The sequence below is a fragment of the Massilia sp. IC2-477 genome, from assembly GCF_020707265.1.
In the GTDB taxonomy this organism is placed as follows: Bacteria; Pseudomonadota; Gammaproteobacteria; order Burkholderiales; family Burkholderiaceae_D; genus Telluria.
Genome location: NZ_JAJFEQ010000009.1, coordinates 145,214 through 168,121 on the forward strand (window position 1 = coordinate 145,214; position 22,908 = coordinate 168,121).

Here is a 22,908-nt window from a genome sequence, read left to right on the forward strand (position 1 = left end):
ATCATAGCAGCGCCCGTCCGCACCGGCGGACCGGGCGCCAAATTATCCAATGAGCATGGATCAGCTGTACTTGACCGAGCAGCCGTAGGGCTTGGTGACTGCCTGGCTCAGGGTCTTGCCAGCCAGGGCTTCGTCGATCGCCAGCGTCATGTAATTGGTGGCGCCCTTGATGTCGGACGGGTTGGCGGTCGGCTTGCTGTCGATCGCACCGGCGTACACCAGCTTGCCGGCCGGGTCGATCAGGTACATGTGCGGCGTGGTGCGTGCGCCGTAGGCGCGGCCGATGGCGCCGCCGGTATCCATGATGGTGGCGGTGGGCATGGCCTTCTTGGCCTTGACCCAGTCGTTGATGGCGGCCGACTTCTTGCTGTTGTCGCCGTCGGCGCTGGTGCTCACGGACAGCCACACCACACCTTTGTCGGCGGCATACTTCTGGGTGACCGGCATGTTGCCGCTGTCGTAGTGCTTCTTGACGAAGGGGCAGTCCGGGTTGACCCATTCCAGTACCACGTACTTGCCCTTGTACTGGTCCAGCGATACCGGCTTGCCGGCCGCGTCGACGCCCTTGAAGGCTGGCGCCTGCTGGCCGACCACGGCCTCGGCGAGGGCGCTGCCGTTCAGTGCGAGGCCGGCGGCGAACAGCGAAAGTGCGATGGTGCGCTTCATGTGATCCTCCTGTGGTTGGTCTGCTTGGTCTGCTTCCTCGTTCCCGTCAGGGCGCTGCAAGCGCCTGCCGGACTTCGTCCACGCTCAGCAGCTCGGACAGCAGCGTGGGTTGCGCGGCATCCTTGCGGTACAGCGCATACACCGGCACGCCGCTGCGTCCGAGCTCCTTGAGTGCCTGCGTGATCGTTTCGTCGCGTCGGGTCCAGTCGGCGCGCATCAGCACGACGCCCCTGGCCTTGAAATCTTCCATCACGGCCGGATCGGCCAGGGCGGTGCGCTTGTTGTACTGGCAGGTGACGCACCAGGCAGCCGTGAAGTCGACGAACACCGGCCGGCCCTGGCCGCGTGCTTCGGCAAATGCCTGCGGCGACCAGGCCTGCCAGGCGCCTGAAGCCTGCACCGCGGGCGTCTCGGCCTGCGCGTACCGGAAAGCCGGCCAGGCCCAGGCGGCCACGGCGCCGATCGCCAGCACGGCGGCCCCGATCGCCCCCGCGCGCCCGGCCGCGCCGCGCGCCGGGATGCCCAGCAGCCACCAGCCAAAGGCGGCCGCCACGACCAGGGCGAGCAGGGCCACGACCGCGTCGATCCCGGCCTGCTGGCCGAGCACCCACAGCAGCCATACGACGGTGGCGAACATCGGGAAGGCCATGAAGGTCTTGAAGCGCGCCATCCAGGGGCCCGGGCGCGGCAGCAGGCGCGCGACGCCGGGGAACAGGCTGGCGGCCAGGTAGGGCGCGGCCATCCCGAGTCCCAGCGCCGCAAACACCGACAGCGCCTGGGGCGCCGGCTGGGACAGCGCGGCGCCGAGGGCGGCGCCCATGAAGGGTGCGGTGCAGGGCGAGGCCACGGCCACGGCCAGCACGCCGGTGAGGAAGTCGTCCGCCACCGGGTTGCGGGCGCGCGCGTTGAGCAGGCGATCGGGCAGCATGGCGCGGAACTCGAACAGGCCGGCCAGGTTGAAGCCGATCAGGGTAAACAGGATCGCCAGTGCGGCAACGAAAGGCGGCGACTGCAGCTGGAAGCCCCAGCCCAGCCCCTCGCCGCTGGCGCGCAGGGCCAGCAGCAGGGTGGCCAGCAGCAGGAAAGAGAGGACGACGCCCGCGGTGTAGGCAAAGCCGCCGGCCACGATGCGCCGGCGCTCGCCCCCGTGCTGGGCAAAGCCAAGCACTTTCAGGGACAGCACCGGGAACACGCAGGGCATCAGGTTCAGGATGGCGCCGCCGAGGAAGGCCAGGCCCAGCACCACCAGCCAGGGGCGGTCGGCAGGCGCCGGCGCGCTGGCCGGCGCCGCAGCCGCCGGGGCAGCCGGCGCGGCCGCACCCGGTTGCGGCCATGCACCGGCGATGGCGAATCCGATGCGGATGCCGGGCGACCCGTGCGCCGCCGTGAGCACCGCATCCATCGCCGCCGGGCTCTCGCTGCGCTGGGCCGACAGGGGCGCGCGCAGCAGCAGGCGCTCGCCCTCCCACGACTGGCCGAGCGGGGCCGGGTGGTCGAGCACCGCGCCGTTTTCCGGGAACAGCTGCACGGGCTTGCCGCGCCAGCCGGCCGGCAGGCCGGCGACCTCGATCACCAGGGCCTGGCCGTCCAGCCGTGCACTGGCTTTAGCGCCGGGTTCAGTGCGCGGCGCCGCGGCGAAGGCGCGCTCGAACAGGGCGGCGTGGGTCGTTTCCGGGCCGGCCTTCAGGACGAGATCGAGTTCGGCGAATTCGGGAATGCAAACGTCTTCACAGATCAGGAAGTCGGCGCGCAGCCTGAGCGGCAAGTCGCCGCCCGCATAGCCGGCGGGCACGGTGAGGCGAACCGGCAGCAGCAGGTCGCCGTCGTAGCCGTAGTTCATCAGGGGACCGAGCGGCAGCTGCTTCGGCGTCGGCCAGGCGATGTCGCCGGCGGCGAAGCCGGACGGCAGGGTCCAGGACAGGGTGGTCGGCAGGCCGGAGTCGCCGGGATTGCGCCAGTAGGTGTGCCAGTGAGGCTGGTGTTCGAGGCGCAGGCCGAGCCAGACCGTGCTGCCTGGCTTGACGCCGTCCGGCGCATGGGCCAGCAGGCTGGCGCGGGCGTGGCCGGTCTCGGCCGATGGCGCGGCATGCAGCCAGCCCGTGATCAGGGCGCAGGTGAAGGCCAGCAGCAGGCGCACGAGTGGTGCAAGCATCTTGTCGTCCCCGGTTGGATGGCAGCGACAATAATATTAGCAGAAACTCAAGACGAAAAATCGGCGGAGGCCGCCGACTTTGTTGCAGCTTTGTTTCGAATGTTTCGCGACTGACTCTTACGGCGCCGGGCGGTAGCGCTGCTCACGGTACAGCAGCGACGGCAGCATCACGTGCGCCATGGCCTGCTCGACCTGGGCCTGGCTTGGCTTGCCGGCATACGGATCGAGCACGCCGCTGGCGGCGTCGTAGCGGCCCAGCAGGGCAGGCTTGCCCGGGCGCAGGATGGTGGCCGAGGAACCCTCGAGCCAGGTGAACAGGTTGTCGAACTGGATCAGGGCGCGGCCCGGGCTGCTGCTGTCGCGCGCAAAGTCGCGGCCGATCATCGGGTGCGTGCTCGACACGCCCAGCAACGACAGCAGGGTCGGCGCCAGGTCGACCTGGCTGGCGATGGTCGAAATGCGCTTGGGCTGCACGTCGGCGCCCAGGATCAGGCCGGGAATGTGGAACTTCTTGATCGGCACCAGGGCATTGCCATAGACCCGGTTGTCGTGGTCGGCCACGATCAGGAACACGGTGTCCTGCCAGTAGTCCTGCTTCTTCGCCTCACGGATGAACTTGCCGAGGGCGTAGTCGGCGTACTTGACGGCATTGTTGACGGTCTGCTTCTTCGGATCGTGCAGTGCGATCTTCCCGTCCGGGAATTCGAAGGGCTCGTGGTTGGACGAGGTGAAGATCAGGCTGAAGAAGGGTTTCTTTTGCTGGTGCAGGGCCTTGAGGCGCTCGAGCGATTTGTCGAACAGGTCTTCGTCGGAAGCGCCCCAGCTGCCCACGAAGGCCGGGTTCATTTCCTTGATGTCCACCACCTTCTGGAAGCCATTGCCCGTAAAGAAGCTGCGCATATTGTCGAAGTGCGCCTCGCCGCCGTAGACGAATTCCGTGTGGTAGCCCTGCTGGCCCAGGCCCGCAGCCAGGGTGTAGAAATTCTGCTGGGCCAGCGAGAGCTTGACCACGCTGCGCGCCGGCGTCGGCGCATAGCCGGCCACCACCGCCTCGATGCCGCGCACCGAGCGGGTGCCGGTGGCGTACAGCTGCTCGAACCACCAGCCTTCATTCTTGAGCTTTTCCAGTTCCGGCGTCACCGGCAGGCCGCCGAGCGACTCGACAAAGGTCGCACCCAGGCTTTCCTGCAGCACGATCACCAGGTTCAGCGGACGTTCGCGGGAAATCGCGGCCTGCTGGCGGTGCAGGGTCGGCAGTTCAGGATTGTCGAAGCGGGCGCCCTGCAGCCAGGGGGCCGCGCGGACTTGTTCGAACACCTTGGCGCGCGGGATCTTGCCGTAGATTTCGGAGGACACGGCTTCCTTGCGCATCGAGCCGATCGCGTCCAGCACCGACCAGCCCGAATTGATGATCAGGGAATTCACCATCGAGTCACCGGTCAGGGCGAACAGGGCCGGGTTGGCCGGGCGGTGGCCGGTGGTCGAGCGCACCTGCATGAACACGACCAGGCACAGCACGGGCCAGAGCAGCAGCAGGCGGCGCGCCGGCCACATGTTCATGCCGCTCGAGGCGCGACGCAGCAGGCGGTACAGCAGCACGGCGAGGACGAGGGTCAGTCCCAGGCCCAGCAGCAGGGCGGTGCGAAAGCCGTTCCACAGGGTTGCGAACACTTCGCGCGGATAGGCCAGGTATTCGACGAACAGGCGGTTCGGACGCACGTCGTATTGCATGATGAACTGCGGCGACGACAGTTCCATGAAGACGATGAAGACCAGGGCGAAGGTGCCCCAGGCCACCGTCGCGATGCGCCAGGCGGTGGATGAGGCGCGGTGCGCGAGCAGCGGCGCCAGCAGCAGCGGGAAGGCGAGGAAGTAGCCGAGCAGGATCAGGTCGGCGCGCAGGCCCTGCAGGAAGAAGGCGCTGGTGATGCCGGTGGCCTGCACCCGGTCCCATTGCCAGGCAGCCAGGCCCACGCGCGACAGGCTGAGGATCGCCAGGCCCAGCAGCAGCATCTGCAGCATGCCGGCATACGGTCCCGCCCACAGGGTGAAGCGGGCCAGGAGTGCCGAGGGAGTCTTTTTTTGATGGGGAATGCCGGATGCCGCTGTAGCCATGAAACGCTTGTTTCGCCTGAGTGACGTGGAAAGACATCGCCAGGCGATGCGCCATCGGCGCGGGGGAAAAACGAGCCACCGCGACCCAACCTGCTTACCCGCAGATCATAAGCGATGCTAATAGGCAATGGCTCAGTCGAGCGTTACTCAGGCGTTAAAATCGCGTTAAACCGACGTACATACAACGAAACGTCTCAGATGTGGCGCTCGCGCTGATGCTTGTCGCATTCCGCGGCGCAGCGCTCGCAGGCGGCCTGGCAGGCGGCGCAGTGCTCGTGCATGGACGCGTGCTTGGCGCACTCGGCCGCGCAGGCCCGGCAGATATGGGCGCACAGGGCGCAGAAGTCGCCGTGATGGGGCGAGCCGCGCGACAATACGTTGAGGGTAGCCGTGCAGATGTCGGCGCAGTCGAGGTTGATCGCGATGCAGGCCAGGTTGCCGTCGCGGATATCGCCCGCGACGCAGGCCTGGCAGGCCCGCAGCGCTTCTTCGCAAGCCTGGATGCAGGATTGTACGTTTGCCATTTCGCCCATGATCGCCTCCTCGCAAGTGAAAGGGCCATGCTAGCGGAATGCCTGTCCGGCAAGCGTCCGATTCCGAGGCGAAACTTAGCGCTGCGCGGACGACCGGCGCTGGGCCAGGGCCGGGATGATGTCCCAGCAGGCGCCCATGGTGTGGTAGTCGACCTTGCCGGCGGGGCTCTTCTCATCCGAATACTTGCGGTTGTCCGCAGTGAGGATGCGGTACCAGGCGCCGTGCTCGTGGTCGACGAAATGCGCCCAGCAGTAGCGCCACAGGCGCTCGTAGTCGACCCAGTAGCGCTCAGCGCCGGTACGCGCTCCCAGCAACGCGGCCGCCGCCAGGGTTTCGGCCTGCACCCAGAAATACTTGTCGGCGTCGCACACGCTGCCGTCCGGGGCGAAGCCGTAATGCAGGCCGCCGTGCCTCGCGTCCCAGGCATGGCGCAGCGCCTTCGCGTACAGGTCCTGGGCGGCGGGCAGCAGCCAGTCGCGCGGCCCCGCCAGGTGCTGGCCCTGGCCTTCGAGCTGCAGGAGCAGCTTGGCCCACTCGGTGAAGTGGCCGGGCTGGTAGCCCCAGGGGCGGAACAGGTTGGCCTTGTCGTGCAGGTTGAATTCCCAGTCCGGCTGCCAGTCCTGCTGGTAGTGCTCCCAGATCATGCCGCCGGCGCGGCCGGCCTGGCGCTGCGTGATGTTGCGGGCCAGGAGCTCGGCGCGGTGCAGGTAAGTCTGGTTCCCGGTGGCGCCGAAGGCCGCGAGCAAGGCTTCGCAGGCATGCATGTTGGCGTTCTGGCCACGGTAGGGATCGAGCACGCGCCAGTCGGCGCTGGCCTGGTCGGCGTACAGGCCGTGTTCTTCCTGCCAGAAGTGGCGCTCCATCAGCTCGAAGGTCTCGAGGATCCAGGCGCGCGCTTCCTCCACGCCCGCGCTCAAGGCATGGGCATAGGCCAGCAGCACGAAGGCCAGGCCGTAGCAGTGGTTGTCGGCGTCGCGCACGGTGGCGACGCCATTGTCCCAGTCGAGCTGCCAGGCATAGCCCCCCGTGTCCGGGTTGCGGTGGGCGCGGCGCAGGAAGTCGACGCCGTGGCGCACCATGCGCTGGTAATCCGGATCCTGGACGTGGCGCCAGGCCTTGGCGTACACGAACACGAAACGGGTGCTCGAGACCAGGTGGCGCGCGCGGCGTTCGTAGATGCTGCCGTCGTCGCGGAAGTAGTGGTAGAAGCCCCCGCTCGGGTCGAGCGCGCGCGGATGGTAGAAGGCCAGGGTGTGGGCCACGTGGCGGGCGAGCACATCGGGCGAGAAGAAGTCGGGCGTCTGGTCCATGGTGTCCTCAATCGTCGTTGCTGCTCTCGCGCACGACCAGCTGCACCGGCAGCGTGCGCTCGAGCGCGGGAAGCGGATTCTTTTCCAGCAGGAGCTCGATGCCCAGCGCGCCGAGCGCCTCCTTGTCGATGGCGATGCTGCTCAGCGGCGGGATCGCACTGGCGGCGGCCTGGATGTCGTCGAAGCCGACGATCGCCAGGTCGTGCGGGATCTTCAGCCCGCGTTCGAGGCAGTGCTGCATGGCTGCCAGCGCGGTGCTGTCGTTGTAGCAGAACAGGGCGTCCGGCGGCTTCGGCAGCGCGAGCAGGCTGTCGACCGCCCGCTGCACGTTGGCGAGCGGATCGCCCACGCCGGGCAGCTGCACTTCGAGCGCCGGATCGGCCAGCATGCGCGCCTCGAACAAGGCCTTGCGAAAGCCGCGGCTGCGCTCCAGGATGCTGTGGTGGGCGAGCGAGCCGCACAGCATGGCGACGCGCCGCCGTCCCAGCCCCAGCAGGTGGCGGGTGGCCAGGTAGCCCCCCAGCTGGTGGTCCGGGTTGACCGAGCAGAAGCCCGGCAGGTGCATGTCGAGCAGCACCAGCGGCTTGCCGGAGTCGCGCAGGGCGCCCAGCAGCTCGGGCTCGAAGAAACCGGCGCACAGCAGGGCGTCGGGCTGGTGCACGCGCACCAGCTCCATCACCGGTTCGGCCGGGCCCACCACGACGAAGGACAGCGCAATGCCGCGCCGGCGGCAGGCTTCCTCGGCGCCGTGCAGCACCGGCAGGTAGAAGGCGCTGGACGAGCGGGTGTCATGCTGGCGGTGCAGCAGGAAGGCCACGCGCCGCAGCTCGCCCTGGCGCAGCTTGCCCAGGTCGTAGCCCAGCTCGCGCGCCACGGCGTGGATGCGGGCGCGCGTCTTTTCGCTCAGGCCGTCCTGGTTCTTGAGCGCGCGCGAGACCGTGCCGATCGAATAGCTGGTGGCCTTGGCGATGTCGCGGATCGTGACCGGCATGGTGCTGTCTTACTCCCCCAGGCCTGCCGGGCGGGCCGGATCGCGTGAGAACGAATAGGGCGCGTCTTCTTCGCGTGTGCCGCGGCGCGTGTTCGGGCGCGTCGACATGCTGAAGTCGAGGGTGGCGCCCGCCGTGAGTTCGGCGTGGCCCAGCCAGTTGCGGCTGACAGGCTTGCCGGCGATGCGCAGCGCGTCGACATAGCGGCCCTGGCCCCTGGCCCTGACCGTCAGGGTGCGGCCGTTCTCCAGCTTCACGCTCGCCTTCGGGAACAGCGGGGCGCCGAGCACGTACTGGTTCACCCCGGGCGTGACCGGATAGAAGCCGAGGCTCGAGAACACGTACCAGGCCGAGGTCTGGCCGTTGTCCTCGTCGCCGCAGTAGCCATCCGGCGTCGGCGCGTACATGCGGTCCATGGTTTCGCGGATCCAGTGCTGGGCCTTCCACGGGGCGCCGGCGTAGTTGTACAGGTAGATCATGTGCTGGATCGGCTGGTTGCCGTGCGCGTACTGGCCCATGTTCGCGATCTGCATCTCGCGGATCTCGTGGATCACGGCCTTGTAGTAGCTCTCGTCGAACACCGGCGGCAGCGTGAACACGGTGTCGAGCTTGTCGACAAAGGCCTTGCGCCCGCCCATCAGCCGCACCAGGCCGTCGACGTCGTGGAACACGGACCAGGAATAATGCCAGCTGTTCCCCTCGGTGAAGGCGTCGCCCCACTTGAAGGGATTGAAGGGCGATTGAAAGCTGCCGTCCCGGTTCTTGCCGCGCATGAGGCCTGTCTCCGGATCGAACAGCTTGCGGTAGTTCATGCTGCGCCTGGCGTAGATGTCGATCTCGGCGGCCGGCTTGCCCAGCGCTTTTCCCAGCTGGTAGATGGTGAAGTCGTCGTAGGCGTATTCGAGCGTGCGCGCCGCATTCTCGTTGATGCCGACGTCGTAGGGCACGTAACCGAGCTCATTGTAGTACTTCACGCCCTTGCGGCCCACCGCCGACATGGGTCCCTCATTGTCCGCGCCGTGCTTCAGGGCCTGCCACAGGGTCTCGATGTCCTGGCCGCGCACGCCCTTGATGTAGGCATCCGACACCACCGAGGCCGAGTTATTCCCGATCATGATGTCGGCATAGCCGGGGCTGGACCACTCGGGCAGCCAGCCGCCCTCCTTGAAGGCGTTGGCCAGGCCTTCCTGCATCTCGCGGTTGATCGATGGGTAGACCAGATTCAGGAAGGGGTAGAGGGCGCGGAAGGTGTCCCAGAAGCCGGTGCCGGCAAACAGGCGCCCGGGCAGGACCTGGCCGTTGTAGGGACTCCAGTGCACCGGCTTGCCCGCAGCATCGAGTTCGTACATCTTGTGCGGGAACAGGACCGTTCTATACAGCGAGGAATAGAAGGTCCGGGTCTGGTCGACCGTGCCGCCTTCCACCGCCAGCCTGCCCAGCACGCCGTTCCACAGCGCCTTCGCCTTGGCTTTCGTGGTGTCGAAGTCGTCCCGGCCAAGCTCGCGGCGCAGGTTCAGTTCGGCCTGCTCGAAGCTGATGAAGGAAGACGCGACCCGCATGTGGACCTTCTGGCCCCTGGTCGTCGCGAAGCCGAGCAGGGCACCGCTGTGGGTGCCTGCGTTTTCCAGCTTGCCTTCCTCGAGCTTGTCGCCCTGCCAGGTGTCGGTGGACGTGAAGGGCTGGTCGAACTCGATGACGAAATAGTTGCGGAAGTTGGCCGGCAGGGGCCCGCGCCGGTGCAGGGTGCTGTAGCCGATGACGCGGCGCTGCTCGGGCAGGATCTTCACCCAGGAGCCCATGTCGAAGGCATCCACCACGACATAGCTGGCATCGGACTTGGGGAAGGTGAAGCGGAACTGGGCCGCGCGCTCGGTCGGCGCAATCTCCGTGGTGACGTCCGCGTCGGCCAGGTAGACGCTGTAGTAGTAGGGCTTCGCGGTTTCGGACTTGTGCGAGAACCAGCTGGCGCGCGCGTCCTGGTTGAAGCGCTTCGATCCCGTCACCGGCATGATGGCGAACTGGCCGTAGTCGTTCATCCAGGGCGAGGGCTGGTGGGTCTGCTTGAAGCCGCGGATCTTGTCGGCGTCGTAGGTGTAGGCCCAGCCGTGGCCCATCTTGCCGGTCTGCGGCGTCCAGAAGTTCATGCCCCAGGGGACGGCGATCGCCGGGTAGGTATTCCCGTTCGAGAGTTCCGGCTTGCTGGCCGTGCCCATCAGGGGATTGACCCATTCCACCGGGTCGCCTACCTTGCCGACGGTCTGGGCCTGCGCGGCGCAGGCGGCGGCCAGCAACAAGGCGGCTGCGAGCCCCTTCATGGCTGGTAGGCGGTCTGGGTGTAGGGGCGGGCAGTGCGTTCCTTGCCCCAGTCCTTGTTGGGCGTCGCTCCCATGGTGAACACCAGTTCGCCGCCGGCCACGATGTCTTCGTGCTTCAGGTAGCTGCGCGCGAGCGGCTTGCCGTTGAGTAGAACGCGGCGGACATAGCGGTTCGCCTCCGACAGGCCCTCGGCACGCACCGTGAAGCGCTTCCCGTTCGGCAGGTTCAGCTGGGCGCGTTCGAGGAAAGGGCGGCCGATCACGTACTCGTTGCTCCCCGGCGCCACCGGGTAGAAGCCCAGCGCCGTGAAGGCGAACCAGGCGGACATCTGGCCCAGGTCGTCGTTCCCCGACAGGCCATCCGGGCGGTTGTAGTACTGGGTCGCCATGATGTGGGCCAGGCGTTCCTGGGTGCGCCAGGGCGCGCCCGCGTAGTTGTATAGGTAAGCGACGTGGTGCGAGGGCTCGTTGCCGTGCGCGTAGTGGCCGATCAGGCCCGAGATGTCTTCCATGTGGGCGTAGACATTGTCTTCCACCTTGGCGTCGAACACCTGGTCGAGCTTGGCCGACAGGGCCGCGTCGCCGCCCAGCATCGCGATCAGGCCGGCGTTATCGTGCGGCATATACCAGGAGTACTGCCAGGCGCTGCCCTCGGTATAGTCGCTGCCGAAGTTCGACTGCACCGGGTTGAAGGGCGTGCGGAATTCGCCGGTCGACTTGCGGGCCCGGATGAAACCGGTCTCGCGGTCGAACACGTTGCGGTAGTTCTGGGCCCGCTTGTAGTAGGTGGCGGCGATCTCCTTCTTGCCCATCTTCTCGGCCATGCGTGCGATGGTCCAGTCGTCGAATGCATACTCCACCGTCTTGGACGCGGCTTCCGGCTCGCGGTCGATCGGCACGTAGCCGAGCTTCATGTAGTGTTCCAGGCCGCCGTAGGGGCCGTACTCGGCGGACGCCGTCATCGCGGCCAGCGCCTTGTCGGCGTCGAAGCCCTTGATGCCCTTCAGGTAGGCGTCGGCGATCACCGGCACCGCGTGGTAGCCGATCATGCACCAGGTCTCCAGGCCGTGGAAGGACCATACCGGCAGGATGCCGTGGGAGCTGTGCTGCTGGGCAGCGATCAGGGAGTTCACGAAGTCGGCGTTGCGCTTTTCCGGCGCCACCAGGGTGAGCAGCGGGTGCAGGGCGCGGTAGGTGTCCCACAGCGAGAAGGTCGAGTGGAAGTTGAAGCCCCTGGCCTGGTGGACCTGATTGTCCGGACCGCGATAGCGGCCGTCGCGGTCCATGAACAGGGATGGCGCCAGCATGCTGTGGTAGAGCGCCGTGTAGAACATGGTGCGCATCGGCTCGGGCGCCTCGGCCTGTACCTTCGACAGCGCCTCGTTCCAGGCCTGCGATGCGCGGGCGCGCTCGCCCTCGAAATCCCAGCCCGGCATCTCTTCCAGGTTGGCCAGGGCATTGTCTTCGCTGACCGGCGACAGCGCCACCTTCACCAGCAGGGTGTTGTCGCTCGAGGAACCGAACTCCAGTGCCGCCACCAGCGCCTTGCCCTCGACCAGGACCTTGTCCGCCGGGGTCTTGCCGGGCGCCGCGAAGCCGCGGTACTCGACCGCTTCCTCGCGGTTGTGCAGCTGGCGTGCACTCATCGGGCGCGAGAACTTCACCGCGAAGTAGAGCTGGCGGCCCGGCGCCCAGCCGCGCGTCTCGCGCATGCCGGTGAGCGTGGTGGCATCGCGCACCCGCAGGCGCGACCACAGGTTCTTGCTGCTGTAATCGTAGATGCTCTGGCGCAGGTCGAGGATCAGCTTGGCGGATGCGTCTTTGGCGAAGCGGTAGCGGTGCAGGCCCACGCGCTCGCTGGCGGTCAGTTCGACGTCGACCTCGTTGTCCTTCAGGCGCACCGCGTAGTAGCCCGGTTCGGCCTTTTCCTCGTCGTGCGAGAAGCGCGAGCGGTAGCCCGAGAAGGGCCGCTCGGGATACCCGGGCTCCAGCTTGGTCTCGCCGCTGGTCGGCATCAGGAGCACGTCGCCCAGGTCCGAGTGGCCGCTGCCGGAGAAGTGGGTGTGCGAGAAGCCGAGGATCGACGTGTCCTCATAACGGTATCCGGCGGCCCAGGGATAGCTCTGGCGGAAGTGGCGCACCTGGGTGTCGGGGCTGAGCTGGACCATGCCGAAGGGGCGGGTCGCACCGGGGAAGGTATGGCCGTCGCCGCCGGTGCCGATGAAGACGTTCACGGCCGCTGCCGGTGAGCCCGGCGCCGCTGCCTGGGCCAGCGTGGCCGCCGCGAACAGGGATAAAGAGAGGACAGCGCGGATGGGACGGACGGTCATGGGGTCTCCAGCAGTGGCGGCAAACGCATTCTTGTCTCGCTTATATATGCCGAGTTTGCCTTCAGGGCAACAATGCGATGGTAACTCAGCCATTGTTTAGCGCGTTTACTAAACAAATGGCGCTGTCACCGCTGAGTGTGGAAATTGAACTGCTGAGCCGAACGGATGTCCAACCTGCCTCGATGACCAGGAGGGACCATGAATGCCGCGGGCTTTCGTCGTTTGCTGCAACAGGCTGGCTTGCTCAGCCGCCAGCAACGATCGCTGCTGATCGAATCCTTGCGCCCGGCGCTTGGCCTGGATCAGGTGTGCGAAGTCATCGATGGGGCCCGGCCTGCTCCCCTCTGTTGTCCCGGCTGCAGCGGCACCCGGCATTATCGTCACGGTATCGTTCGAGGCCTGCAGCGCTACCGCTGCCGCGCTTGCAGCCGTACCTTCAGCGCCTTGAGCGGCACGCCCCTCGCCAGGCTGCGCCACCGATCCAAATGGCTCGACTACCTCAGGGACATGCTCGACTCGCGAAGCGTGCGCGCGGCGGCCAAGCGTATCGGGGTGCACCGCAACACCAGTTTTCGCTGGCGCCACCGTTTTCTTGACGGGGTGCGGCGCGACCAGCCCGAGCGCCTCATCGGCATCGCAGAAGCAGACGAGATGTTCATCCTCGAATCGCAAAAGGGATCGCGCCGCCTGGATCGGCCGGCCCGCAAGCGTGGGGGCCATGCCCGTACCCGCGGCATCAGCCGCGAACATGACTGCATCCTTGTTGCCCGCGACCGCGGCGGCCAGACCTGCTCCTGCGTGACCGGACGGGCTGCGGTCACAGTCAGGCAGCTGCACCGGCACCTGCTGCCCGTGCTCGACCCCGACGTGCTGTTGGTGACCGACGGGCATGTTGCATACCGGACCTTCGCGCGCGAGGCTTGGATTGCGCATGCGTTTGTCAACCTGCGGACGGGTGAGCGCATGCGCGGCGCCGTGCACCTCCAGAACGTGAATGCCTACCACCAGCGCCTGCGTGGCTGGCTGTCGCGCTTTCACGGCGTTGCTTCGCGCTATCTGCCGAATTACCTTGGTTGGCGCTGGGCGCTGGATGAAGACCGGATGAACGTCCCCGAGCACCTGCTGCAGACGGCAATCGCTATTTTCCACACCAAACGGTGACAGCGCCAAACAAATAATGAAAAAGGCCGGGCACCCTGGGCGCCCGGCCTTTGCTGTGCCACGAAGCGGCTTACATCACCGGCAGCGGCTGGCCTACCACGGCCACCGGCAGCGCCGCATCCTGCTCCAGGCTGTCCAGCAGCTCGGCCAGGGTCGGCGCGCCGTCCAGCGCATCGCGGGCGTCGATCGCGAAGTAGACGTCGGTCATGTCGGCCACGGCGCCGGAGGCCAGGCTGGCGCTGCTGCGCTCGAGGTGCAGGTTGCCCTGGGCGTCGACGAAGGGCAGTTCGACGTAGGAGACCTTCAGCGACACCACGCCCGCCTGCGCCAGCGTCATCAGCTCGCCGGCATCGGTGCTGTGGCTGCCGTTGGCGTCGCGCCAGATCCGCAGGTCGCCGAAGGCGGCGTCCTGGGCGTCCACCACGCCATCGCGGTTGCTGTCGTAGGCGGCGAGCTGGCTGAAACCGGCGCCCCTGGCCGCGCCGCCGAACAGTTCGGCGATGCCGTCGATCGTGCCATTGCCGTTGGCGTCGACGGCCAGGAAGCCGTCTTCACCCGACAGCCAGCCGGACGCGATCGCGCGGCCGTTGCCGAGCAGGTCGAAGCTGGCGTCCGAGCTTGCCCTCGCCACGGTCTGCACGCCGTCGCCGTTCAGGTCGATCACGATCGGGGTGATCGCCGCATCCCAGCTCATGTCGTTCTCGCCCGAGCTCAGGGTGATGTTGTCGGTGCGGGTCACGTTGGTCTTGGCGACGCCGTCGCCGTTCACGTCCGAGTCGATCGCATCGTTGCTGCCGATGTTCTTGCTCGCCCACATCCAGTTGTCCATGTTGATGCCGTTGTAGATGACATCGTTCTTGTCGAACTTCAGGTAGTAGGTGCCCGGATCGAGGTTGCTGAACTTGTAGTTGCCGGTGCTATTGGTCTTGGTGGTCGCGAGCAGGGCGCCGGCGGCCGTGTACAGCTGGACCGTCACGCCGGCAATGCCGCCTTCGCCCGTGTCCTGGATGTCGTCGTGGTCCTTGTCTTCCCACACCTTGTCGCCCAGCGAAGCCTTGCGGTACAGGCCCGCATCCCAGCTCAGGTCGTTCTCGCCCTGGTCGAGGGTAATCAGGCCGCTCCGGCCGGCACTGGTGTCGATGTCGGAATCGACGGCATCGTTCGTGCCCTGGTTCTGTTTGGTGACGAAGTAGCCGCTCGGCTCGGCCACCTCGATGCGGTAGCTGCCCGCGTTCAGGTTATCGAACAGGTACTTGCCGTAGCTGTCGGTGACCACCGTCTCGAGCACCTTGCCGGTCGAATCGAGCAGGCGCACGGTGACGCCCTTGATACCGGCTTCGTTGCTGTCGCGGATGCCGTCGAAGTCGAGGTCTTCCCACACCGTGTCGCCGATCGAGCCGCGCTTGACCGCCACCGGGGTGGGCAGCTTGATGTCGTCGATGTCGGTCGCACTGTTGTTGTTCGGGTTGGTGTCGACGAAGCTCGAGGGCGGCGCCACTTTGGCCGTGTTCGCCAGCTGCGCAGGCACGGTGCCGGCCTTCCACACCAGGAAGTCGTTGTTGCTGCCGTTCGGGTTGCTGCCGGCGACGAAGAACACGTACTTGGCGTCGGCATTGAAGCTCGACGGGCGCAGGCTCAGGATGTCGCCGCTTTCCGCGCCCACGCCGAAGTCGCCGTACTTGAAGCTGAACTTGGTGGTGAGGGTGGCGAGGTCAGGCACCGGATTGTCCGACCAGTACAGGGTGCCGATCTCGGCGCCGCCGGAACCGTTTGCATCCAGGTTCGACACCCACAGCGAGCTCCATTGTGCGTCATCGCCCTTGGCCAGGCGAATGACGTCGGTGTTCTTCTGGTTGCTCACACCGGTGACGGCTTCGCCGCCAGCCGCATCCTCGTAGCGCGACAGCACGCCGATGCCCTTGTCGTCGCCGGCATTGCGGCCCCACAGGGTGGCGCTGCCAATCACGCCGGACGCGATGTAGGCCGCGTCGGCGGTGATGCCGTTCACGGTCTTGCTGCTGCCGACGGCGCCGTTGGTGGCGAGGGTGCTGAAGTCGGCCACCGTTTCCAGGGCCGCCAGCGAGGCGACCTTGGCGGTCACGGTGTAGGTGATGCTGGAGCCGCCGTTCAGGGTCACCGTGTCGTTGATGCTGCCGGTGCCCGACAGCTGGTTGCCGCTGGCGCCGGAGCTCGCGCTGCTGGTCCAGGTGACGTTGGTCAGGGTCGACGGGATCGCGTCCGTTACCACGGCGTTGGCCGCGATCGCAGTGCCGGTGTTGGTGACCACGATCTTGTAGGTGATGGTCTGGCCAGGCGTCACCCAGCTCAGGCCGTCGGTCTTGGTAATGGCCAGGTCGCCGGTGACGTTGACCACGCCCGCATCGATGGTCCTGTTGTTTTCGCCGGAAGCCAGGGTCACGACCTGCGACAGGCCGGTGGCCGCATTCGCGTCCGAATCGAGCGCGTCGTTGCTGCCTGCATCGGCAGTCGCGTAGACGTGGCCGGTCGGCTTGCTGAACTTGACCTGGTACTGCACGCCCGGGGTCAGGTTGCTGAAGTTGTAGACGCCGTCGGTACCCGTGACCGTGGTGACGCTGGTATTGTCGCCGGTGGTCGCCAGCAGCCCGTCAGCGCCGCCGCCCAGCAGGGTGATGGTCTGGCCGGCGAGGCCGGTGGCGCCGTCGTCCTGCAGGCCGTTGGCATTGGTGTCGACCCACAGGCGGTCGCCCAGGCTGGCAGTGGCGTAAACACCGGCGTCGATGCTGTCGTTGTACTCGCCCGATGCCAGGGTGACGACCTGGCTCTTGCCGGTGGCGGCGTCCGCATCCGAATCGGCGGCGTCGCTGCCCACGTCCTTCCTGGTGAACAGCATGTCGGCCGGCTTGCCGAAGGTGACCTGGTACTGCGTGCCCGGGGCGAGGTCCTTGAACAGGTAGTTGCCGCCAGCGTCGGTGGTGGTGGTCACGACCGTGTTGTCGGCCGTGGTCGCGACCAGGCCATCGAGACCGCCGCCCGTCAGGGTGACGGTCACGCCGGCGACGCCGAGTTCGCCGGCATCCTGCTGGCCGTTGGCGTTGGCGTCAACCCAGACACGGTTGCCCAGGCTTGCCGGGTTGTAGATGCCGGCATCGATGGTCGCATTGTGCTCGCCCGAGCCGAGCTTGAGGACCTGCGACAGGCCGTCGGCGCCGGCGTCGGAGTCGGACGCATCGCTGCCCGTGTCGCGGGCGGTGAACATGCTGCCTGCCGGCTTGTCGAACCTGACCTGGTATTCCATGCCCGGCGCCAGGCCTTCGAACTTGTAGGCGCCGCTGGCATCGGTGGTGGTGCTCACGACCGTGTTGTCGGCCGTGGTCGCGAGCAGGCCATCGAGGCCGCCGCCGATCAGGCTCACCTTCACGCCGGCCACGCCCAGTTCGCCGCTGTCCTGCTGGCCGTTGGCATTCGCGTCGAGCCAGACGCGGTCGCCCAGGCTGGCCGGCGCGTAGAGGCCCGCGTCGATCGTGGTGTTGTTCTCGCCGGAGGCGAGGGTGATGACCTGGCTCAGGCCATTGCTGCCGGCGTCCGAATCGCTGGCGTCGTTGCCGCTGTCGGCGCGGGTGAAGACGCTGCCGGCCGGGGCGTTGAACTGCACCTGGTATTCGACGCCCGGGGTCAGGCCGTCGAACCGGTAATGGCCGCTGGCGTCGGTCGTGGTCTCGACGTTGGTATTGTCCCCCGTGGTGGCCAGCTTGCCATCCGCGCCGCCGCCGATCAGGCTCACCCTGGCGCCGGCGACGCCGGTTTCGCCATCCTCCTGCTGGCCGTTGCCGTTGGCATCGAGCCAGACGCGGTCGCCCAGGCTGGCGCTGCGGTAGAAACCTGCGTCGATGGTGGTGTTGTTCTCTCCCGATGCGAGGCTCACGACCTGGCTCAGGCCATTGCCGCCGGCGTCCGAGTCGCCGGCATCGTTGCCGGCGTCCTGCCTGGTGGCGAGCATGCCCTCCGGGGTCCCGAACTGCACCTGGTATTCGGTCGCCGGCACCAGGCCGTCGAAGCGGTACTTGCCGTCGGCGTCGGTCAGGGTATCGACGGTGGTGTTGTCGGCCGTGGTGGCCAGCTGCCCGTCGGCGCCGCCGCCGACCAGGGTCACCTTGACGCCGCCGATCCCGCCTTCGCCCGCATCCTGCTGGCCGTTGGCGTTGGCGTCGTGCCAGACGCGGTCGCCGAGGCTGGCCGGCATGTAGACGCCGCCGTCGATGCTCTTGTTGATTTCGCCCGATGCGAGCACCACGACCTGGCTGGTGTTGGCGCCGTCGGCATCGGAATCCGCTTCGTCGTCGCCGGCGTCGCGGCGGGTCAGGATGCTACCGGCCGGCATGTCGAACGCGATCTGGTATTCCACGCCGGGGGCCAGGCCGGTAAAGGCGTAGCGGCCGTCGGCGTCGGTGCTGGTGGTCGCCGTGGTGTTGTCGCCCGCGGTCGACAGCAGGCCGTCGGCGCCGCCGCCGTGCAGGGTCAGCCTGACGTTGGCGAGGCTGGTTTCGCCGGCATCCTGCCGGCCGTTGGCGTTCGCGTCGAGCCAGACACGGTCGCCCAGGCTGGCCGGCGCATACACGCCGGCGTCGATGGTGCTGTTGTTCTCGCCCGATGCAAGCTTGACGACCTGGGACAGGCCATCAAGGCCGGCATCGCTGTCGAGGCTGTCGTCGCCGATGTCGGCGCGGGTGAACACGCGGCCGTCCGGGGCGCTGAATTTCACCTGGTATTCCGCGCCTGGCGTGAGGCCGTCGAACTTGTAGTTGCCGTTGGCGTCGGTAACGGTATCGACACTGGTGTTGTCGCCCGTGGTCGCGAGCAGGCCATCGAGGCCGCCGCCGACCAGGGTGACTTTCGCACCCGCCACGCCCGCCTCGCCCGCATCCTGGCGTCCGTTGCCGTTGGTATCGAGCCAGACGCGGTCGCCCAGGCTGGCCGGCGCATAGATGCCGGCGTCGATGCTCGTGTTGTTCTCGCCCGATGCGAGGGTGACGACCTGGCTCAGGCCCTGCGCGTCGGCGTCCGAGTCGCTGCTGTCCACGCCGCTGTCCTGGCGCGTGAAGACGCTGCCGGCCGGTTTCTCGAACCGGACCTGGTATTCCACGCCCGGTGTCAGGCCGCTGAACGCGTAGTTGCCGTTGGCGTCGGTGTTGGTGCTGACGGTGGTGTTGTCGGCGCTTGTCGACAGCTTGCCATCGAGGCCGCCGCCGAGCAGGGTCACCTTCACGTCGCCGACGCCGGTTTCGCCCGCATCCTGCTGGCCGTTGGCATTGGCGTCGAGCCAGACACGGTCGCCCAGGCTGGCGCTCTTGAAGAAGCCGGCGTCGATGCTGGTGTTGTTTTCGCCCGGCGCCAGCACCACCACGCTGGACAGCGCGGCGTCGCTGTTCGCGTTGGAGGCGGGGCTGCCATCGGCCTGGCGCGGGCTGACGCGGTCGTAGCCGGCGGGCAGCGAGAAGCTGACCTGGTAGTTCAGGCTCGGGGTGAGGCCCTTGAACACGTAGTTGCCGCCGGCGTCGGTCGTGGTGGTGCCCAGCTGTTCGCCGGCGTCGTCGAAGTCGCCGTCCAGGTTCTGGTCGCGCACCAGCTTCACGGTGGCGCCGGCAATGCCTTCTTCGCCCGCGTCCTGGATGCCGTTGGCGTTGACGTCGTGCCAGACGCGGTCGCCCAGCGAGGCGGCCTTCATCTCGACGATCAGCGGCTGGAAATGGGTGCCGGCCGCCATCGGGTCGACGACCACGCCGATGGTGTCGCCGATGCCCGGCACGTAGCCGTCGTGCTGCAGCGCCTGGGCCACCAGGGCGTCGATGTTGGCGGCGCTCTGCGGGCCGACATAGTTGCTGATCGGGTTGCTGCCCATGAGCTTCCAGATCGCGCCCTGGACGTCGCCGTCGGTGGCGTTCAGGCGCTTGTAGTTGTTCAGCAGCCAGTTGATATTGTCGAGGTTCTGCAGCTGGATCCGGTTCGCCAGGCCCGGCACCGCCTGCAGGTTCGCCAATTCGTAGGACGAGTAGATGTTGGCGGTGTAGGTCGCTTCGATCGGCAGCGAGATGTCGCGCACCAGGCACCACGGGTCATACAGGGTGCCGCCGCTTGGCGCGCCCGGATTGAGCGGGGTGACGCCCTTGATGTAGAGGCCGACCAGCCAGTAGTGGTCGGGGTTTCCGTATTCTGCAACGAAGGTGATGACGCTCGGCGTGGCTGACATGGTCGTCCTTGACAATAATTTTGGCAAACAGGTGCCCATGCGGGCCCTCGCAGGCCAGCGCCGGGTTCACTCTTTCGGGAAAAGGGCGATGCGCGCCGGAGGGCGCGCATCGCAGTCCGCTTACTTCTTGCGGATCTTGGCGACCAGGGCGATCACGCCGAGGGCGCCGAGGAACAGGGCAGGGGTGCTCGGCTCCGGCACCTGGCAGTCGCCGAAACGGCCGCCGCAGGTTTCCGCTGCCGCGTCGCCGATGAGGAGCAGGAGTGGCGCGCTCGCCAGGACCAGGTGTTTCACAACGTTTTTCATGTTTTTCCCTTGTTTTCGTTATTGAACCAGTGTTCGCATGATGCCAATGTTGCTCCCCTAGCAACGCATGTTTCCTTTTTGCACCATGTGAGCCGTGATATTCTCATGATAATTATCTTTTATCAAGAGAATTGTTGAAGTTGTAAGTGTTATGCAACGCGGAAAGTATTGAATTTGCCGTAGGGAATCGTATTTGCGACTGGGCTGACGTTAAATTCCCGTTAGGAAACATATCTCAGCAATCGAAATCGTCAAATCAAGGGGGAGGGAAGCGAGAGGGGCGCGTGGCGGAATGCCGAAAGGAGTTGCATGAACTGCATGATCTTGCAGGATGGGGGCGCCGGTGCGGCGCCCCCGTATGGTCGAGGCTATTCGCGCAGGGCATGCGCCGGACGGATCTGCATCGCCGCCACCGCATGGCGCACGGTCGAGCCCATTGCCACCAGGGCGGCCACGACCAGGGCCGCCGCCAGGGTCCAGGCGCCCACCGGCGCCCGCTCGGTGAAGCCGGCCAGGTAGCGCTGCACCGCGACGAAGGCGACCGGCAGTCCGAGCAGGGCGCCGATGCCGATCAGTGCCACGAACTCGCGCGCGACCAGGCGCCCGATGGCGGCCCGGCCGGCGCCGTACAGCTTGCGCAGCACGATTTCGCGCGCCTTGCGCTGCACGCTGTAGGCCGCCAGCACGTAGATGCCGAAGGCGGCGATGGCGGTGGCGATCACGCTCGATGCCGCCAGCAGCTTGGCCAGGCGCAGGTCGTCCGCGTAGTTGAGCGCATACAGGGAGGCCATGCGCTGCACCTCCAGGACCTCATTCGGGAAGTAGCGCGGCCATAGCGCTTCGATCGCTTGCTGCACCGGCTTCTGCTCGCCTGCGCTGCGTACCGTGAGGGTCCCGGTACGTTCGCCGAGGTAGTAGACGGTGGGCTGCATCTGGGCGCGTGCCGAACGGTGGCGGATATCCGGCAGCACACCCACCACCTGCATTGGCGGCTCGCCATCGCCCGAGACGATTGGAGAGCTGATGAACTTGCCGACCGCGTCGCGGGGGTCGGCGAAGCCGAACTTGCGTGCGCCGGACTCGTTGATGACGATCTTGTTCTCGTCCTGCGGCCGGTCGCGCGCCGGGTCGTATAGCCGGCCCGCGACCGGCTTCAGGCCGTAGACCTGGAAGAACTCCGGACTCACCCAGAAGACGTTGATCTCGATCGGGCTGCCGCCGGCGCGCTGGAGCGCGGTGCTGTTGCGATTGACCGTCACCGGCGCGTCGCTGACGGCCACGCCGCTCACGCCCGGGATGCGCGCCAGGGCGTCACGGAAGGCGCGCACATTGGGGCTGCGCATGTCGTCGTCGGTGGGCACGATCAGCAGCGGCGCCGCATCGAAGCCGGGATCGAGGCTGCTGGCGTGGCGGGTCTGCCAGGCTACCGCCAGGGTCAGGCCGGTCAGGCCCATCGCGGTGGCGAACTGCAGGACGGTGAGGACACGGCGCAGGCGCAGCCCGCCCACGGTTTCGCTGTTGCCGCGGCCGGCCAGCGCCGCGGTGGGGCGTACCGCGATCGCGGACCAGGCCGGGTAGGCGCCGGCCAGTACGCCGAGCCCGACTCCCAGCAGCATGCTCAGGCCCAGCGACAGCGGGGTGAACATGCGGTCCAGTTCGCGCTGCACCAGGTCGGAGAACACCGGCAGCAGCAGCCAGGCCAGCAGCAGGCCGATCGCGGTCGCGACCAGGCAGACCAGTACCGACTCCGCCAGGAAGTGGCGGCTGAGCGCCCCGGTGCCGGCGCCGAGCACCTTGCGCACCGCGATCTCGCGCTGGCGCCGGACGGTGCGCACGGTGGCCAGGTTGACGTAGTTGGTGGCGGCCAGCGCCAGGATCAGCACCCCGACCGCGGCCAGGCCGAAGATGGTGCGGCGGTCGCCGTGGGTCGGGGACTGTTCCTTGATCAGCGGGTCGAGATAGGCGTCGGCGAGGGGCCCGAGACGGAATTCGATCAGGTCGCGGCCGTTGAGCGAGGCCACCTGCTCGGGGCTCATGCGCTGGATGAAGCTCGAGGCCCGCATGCTGCGTCGTAGCGCATCGAGGGCGGCCTGGGCGCTCCCGCCCGGCAGCAGCTTGACGTAGACGCCGCCGTGCGACGAGCCCCAGTTGGTGGTCACAAGCTCGCGGTATTCCTGCTTCCAGATCGCGGTCCTGCTGCCGGCCAGCGCGGCGTAGGGCAGGGTGGTGGCGGCAGGCTGGTTTTCCAGCACTGCGGCGATGCGGTAGGGCTGCCCCGCGACCAGCACGGTCTTGCCAACGACGTCCGTGCTGGCGAACAGCTGGGTTGCGGTGTCGCGGGTCAGGGCCAGCGTATCCGGACGCTCCAGCGCCTCGGCCAGGTCGCCGGCCAGCACGGTCGGGTTGAAGATCTGGCGGAAATCCGGATCGACGACCGTGAGGCTGATGCTGCGTATCTCGGCGCCGACCCGTACGTCGATGCTGCTCTCGATGAAGCTGCTGGCCAGCAGTGGCGTGCCGCTGGCGACGATGGCGTCGCGCGCGGGCAGGCTGGCGGCATCGCCCCAGTTGCCGCTGCCGCTGGAAATATTCCACTTCTGCATCAGGCGATAGATGCGGTCGCGCTCGGGGATATGGCGGTCGTAGGAGAGCGAGTGGGCCACGTAGCCGAGCAGCAGGAAACAGGCCGCAAAGCCGACGGCCAGCCCCAGCACCACGACGGCCGAGTAGCCGGGTTCCTTGACCAGCAGGCGCCAGCCGATGCGGAAGTCACGAAAAGCGTCGCGCAGGATCATCGATGGCTC

The 22,908-nt window shown here is 67.2% G+C and carries 11 protein-coding genes and 1 pseudogene; 1 reads left to right on the forward strand and 11 read right to left on the reverse strand.

The window, feature by feature from the left end:
* Positions 1-60 precede the first annotated feature (60 nt).
* From LK542_RS18545 to LK542_RS18580, 8 genes are all read right to left on the reverse strand, one after another.
* Complete coding sequence (locus LK542_RS18545; RefSeq protein ID WP_227813072.1) at positions 61-666, reverse strand: redoxin domain-containing protein; 606 nt, start codon at positions 664-666, stop codon at positions 61-63.
* A gap of 46 nt (positions 667-712) precedes the next feature.
* Positions 713-2,818, reverse strand: coding sequence for a protein-disulfide reductase DsbD (locus LK542_RS18550; protein WP_227813073.1), 2,106 nt, complete (start codon positions 2,816-2,818; stop codon positions 713-715).
* A 117-nt stretch (positions 2,819-2,935) separates the two neighbouring features.
* Positions 2,936-4,933 (reverse strand): LTA synthase family protein, encoded by a 1,998-nt coding sequence (locus LK542_RS18555; protein ID WP_227813074.1) that lies wholly within the window; start codon positions 4,931-4,933, stop codon positions 2,936-2,938.
* 194 nt (positions 4,934-5,127) lie between these two features.
* Positions 5,128-5,466 carry a four-helix bundle copper-binding protein gene (locus tag LK542_RS18560; RefSeq protein ID WP_227802260.1) on the reverse strand — a complete coding sequence of 113 codons (339 nt, stop codon included), beginning with the start codon at positions 5,464-5,466 and terminating at the stop codon, positions 5,128-5,130.
* 75 nt (positions 5,467-5,541) lie between these two features.
* Positions 5,542-6,777, reverse strand: a complete 1,236-nt coding sequence (locus LK542_RS18565; RefSeq protein ID WP_227813075.1) for an AGE family epimerase/isomerase — start codon at positions 6,775-6,777, stop codon at positions 5,542-5,544.
* Positions 6,778-6,784: 7 nt separating this feature from the next.
* Positions 6,785-7,768, reverse strand: a complete 984-nt coding sequence (locus tag LK542_RS18570; protein ID WP_227802262.1) for a LacI family DNA-binding transcriptional regulator — start codon at positions 7,766-7,768, stop codon at positions 6,785-6,787.
* A 9-nt stretch (positions 7,769-7,777) separates the two neighbouring features.
* A complete protein-coding gene (locus LK542_RS18575) occupies positions 7,778-10,081 on the reverse strand; it encodes a GH92 family glycosyl hydrolase (protein WP_227813076.1) in 2,304 nt (767 codons plus the stop codon).
* A complete protein-coding gene (locus LK542_RS18580) occupies positions 10,078-12,411 on the reverse strand; it encodes a GH92 family glycosyl hydrolase (RefSeq protein WP_227813077.1) in 2,334 nt (777 codons plus the stop codon). Before LK542_RS18580 ends, LK542_RS18575 begins: the two co-directional genes overlap by 4 nt.
* Before the next feature lie 198 nt (positions 12,412-12,609).
* On the opposite strand from LK542_RS18580, the pseudogene LK542_RS18585 reads away from it, so the two are divergent.
* Positions 12,610-13,589: pseudogene (locus LK542_RS18585) on the forward strand (IS1595 family transposase).
* Between the two features lie 53 nt (positions 13,590-13,642).
* On the opposite strand, the gene LK542_RS18590 reads toward LK542_RS18585, so the two are convergent.
* The 3 genes from LK542_RS18590 to LK542_RS18600 form a co-directional block, all read right to left on the reverse strand.
* Positions 13,643-19,798 (reverse strand): SdrD B-like domain-containing protein, encoded by a 6,156-nt coding sequence (locus LK542_RS18590; protein WP_227813078.1) that lies wholly within the window; start codon positions 19,796-19,798, stop codon positions 13,643-13,645.
* 120 nt (positions 19,799-19,918) lie between these two features.
* Entirely contained in the window at positions 19,919-20,104 is a 186-nt protein-coding gene (locus LK542_RS18595) for a PEP-CTERM sorting domain-containing protein (protein WP_227813079.1), read from the reverse strand.
* 368 nt (positions 20,105-20,472) lie between these two features.
* A complete protein-coding gene (locus LK542_RS18600) occupies positions 20,473-22,899 on the reverse strand; it encodes an ABC transporter permease (RefSeq protein ID WP_227813080.1) in 2,427 nt (808 codons plus the stop codon).
* Between the last annotated feature and the right edge of the window lie 9 nt (positions 22,900-22,908).

Excerpts from the sequence above, each read along its gene's own strand:
- LK542_RS18570 (WP_227802262.1), bottom strand. The coding sequence starts at position 7,768 with ATGCCGGTCACGATCCGCGACATCGCCAAGGCCACCAGCTATTCGATC.
- LK542_RS18580 (WP_227813077.1), bottom strand. The coding sequence starts at position 12,411 with ATGACCGTCCGTCCCATCCGCGCTGTCCTCTCTTTATCCCTGTTCGCG.
- LK542_RS18590 (WP_227813078.1), bottom strand. The coding sequence starts at position 19,798 with ATGTCAGCCACGCCGAGCGTCATCACCTTCGTTGCAGAATACGGAAAC.
- LK542_RS18600 (WP_227813080.1), bottom strand. The coding sequence starts at position 22,899 with ATGATCCTGCGCGACGCTTTTCGTGACTTCCGCATCGGCTGGCGCCTG.
- LK542_RS18575 (WP_227813076.1), bottom strand. The coding sequence starts at position 10,081 with ATGAAGGGGCTCGCAGCCGCCTTGTTGCTGGCCGCCGCCTGCGCCGCG.
- LK542_RS18545 (WP_227813072.1), bottom strand. The coding sequence starts at position 666 with ATGAAGCGCACCATCGCACTTTCGCTGTTCGCCGCCGGCCTCGCACTG.
- LK542_RS18560 (WP_227802260.1), bottom strand. The coding sequence starts at position 5,466 with ATGGGCGAAATGGCAAACGTACAATCCTGCATCCAGGCTTGCGAAGAA.
- LK542_RS18565 (WP_227813075.1), bottom strand. The coding sequence starts at position 6,777 with ATGGACCAGACGCCCGACTTCTTCTCGCCCGATGTGCTCGCCCGCCAC.
- LK542_RS18595 (WP_227813079.1), bottom strand. The coding sequence starts at position 20,104 with ATGAAAAACGTTGTGAAACACCTGGTCCTGGCGAGCGCGCCACTCCTG.
- LK542_RS18555 (WP_227813074.1), bottom strand. The coding sequence starts at position 4,933 with ATGGCTACAGCGGCATCCGGCATTCCCCATCAAAAAAAGACTCCCTCG.
- LK542_RS18550 (WP_227813073.1), bottom strand. The coding sequence starts at position 2,818 with ATGCTTGCACCACTCGTGCGCCTGCTGCTGGCCTTCACCTGCGCCCTG.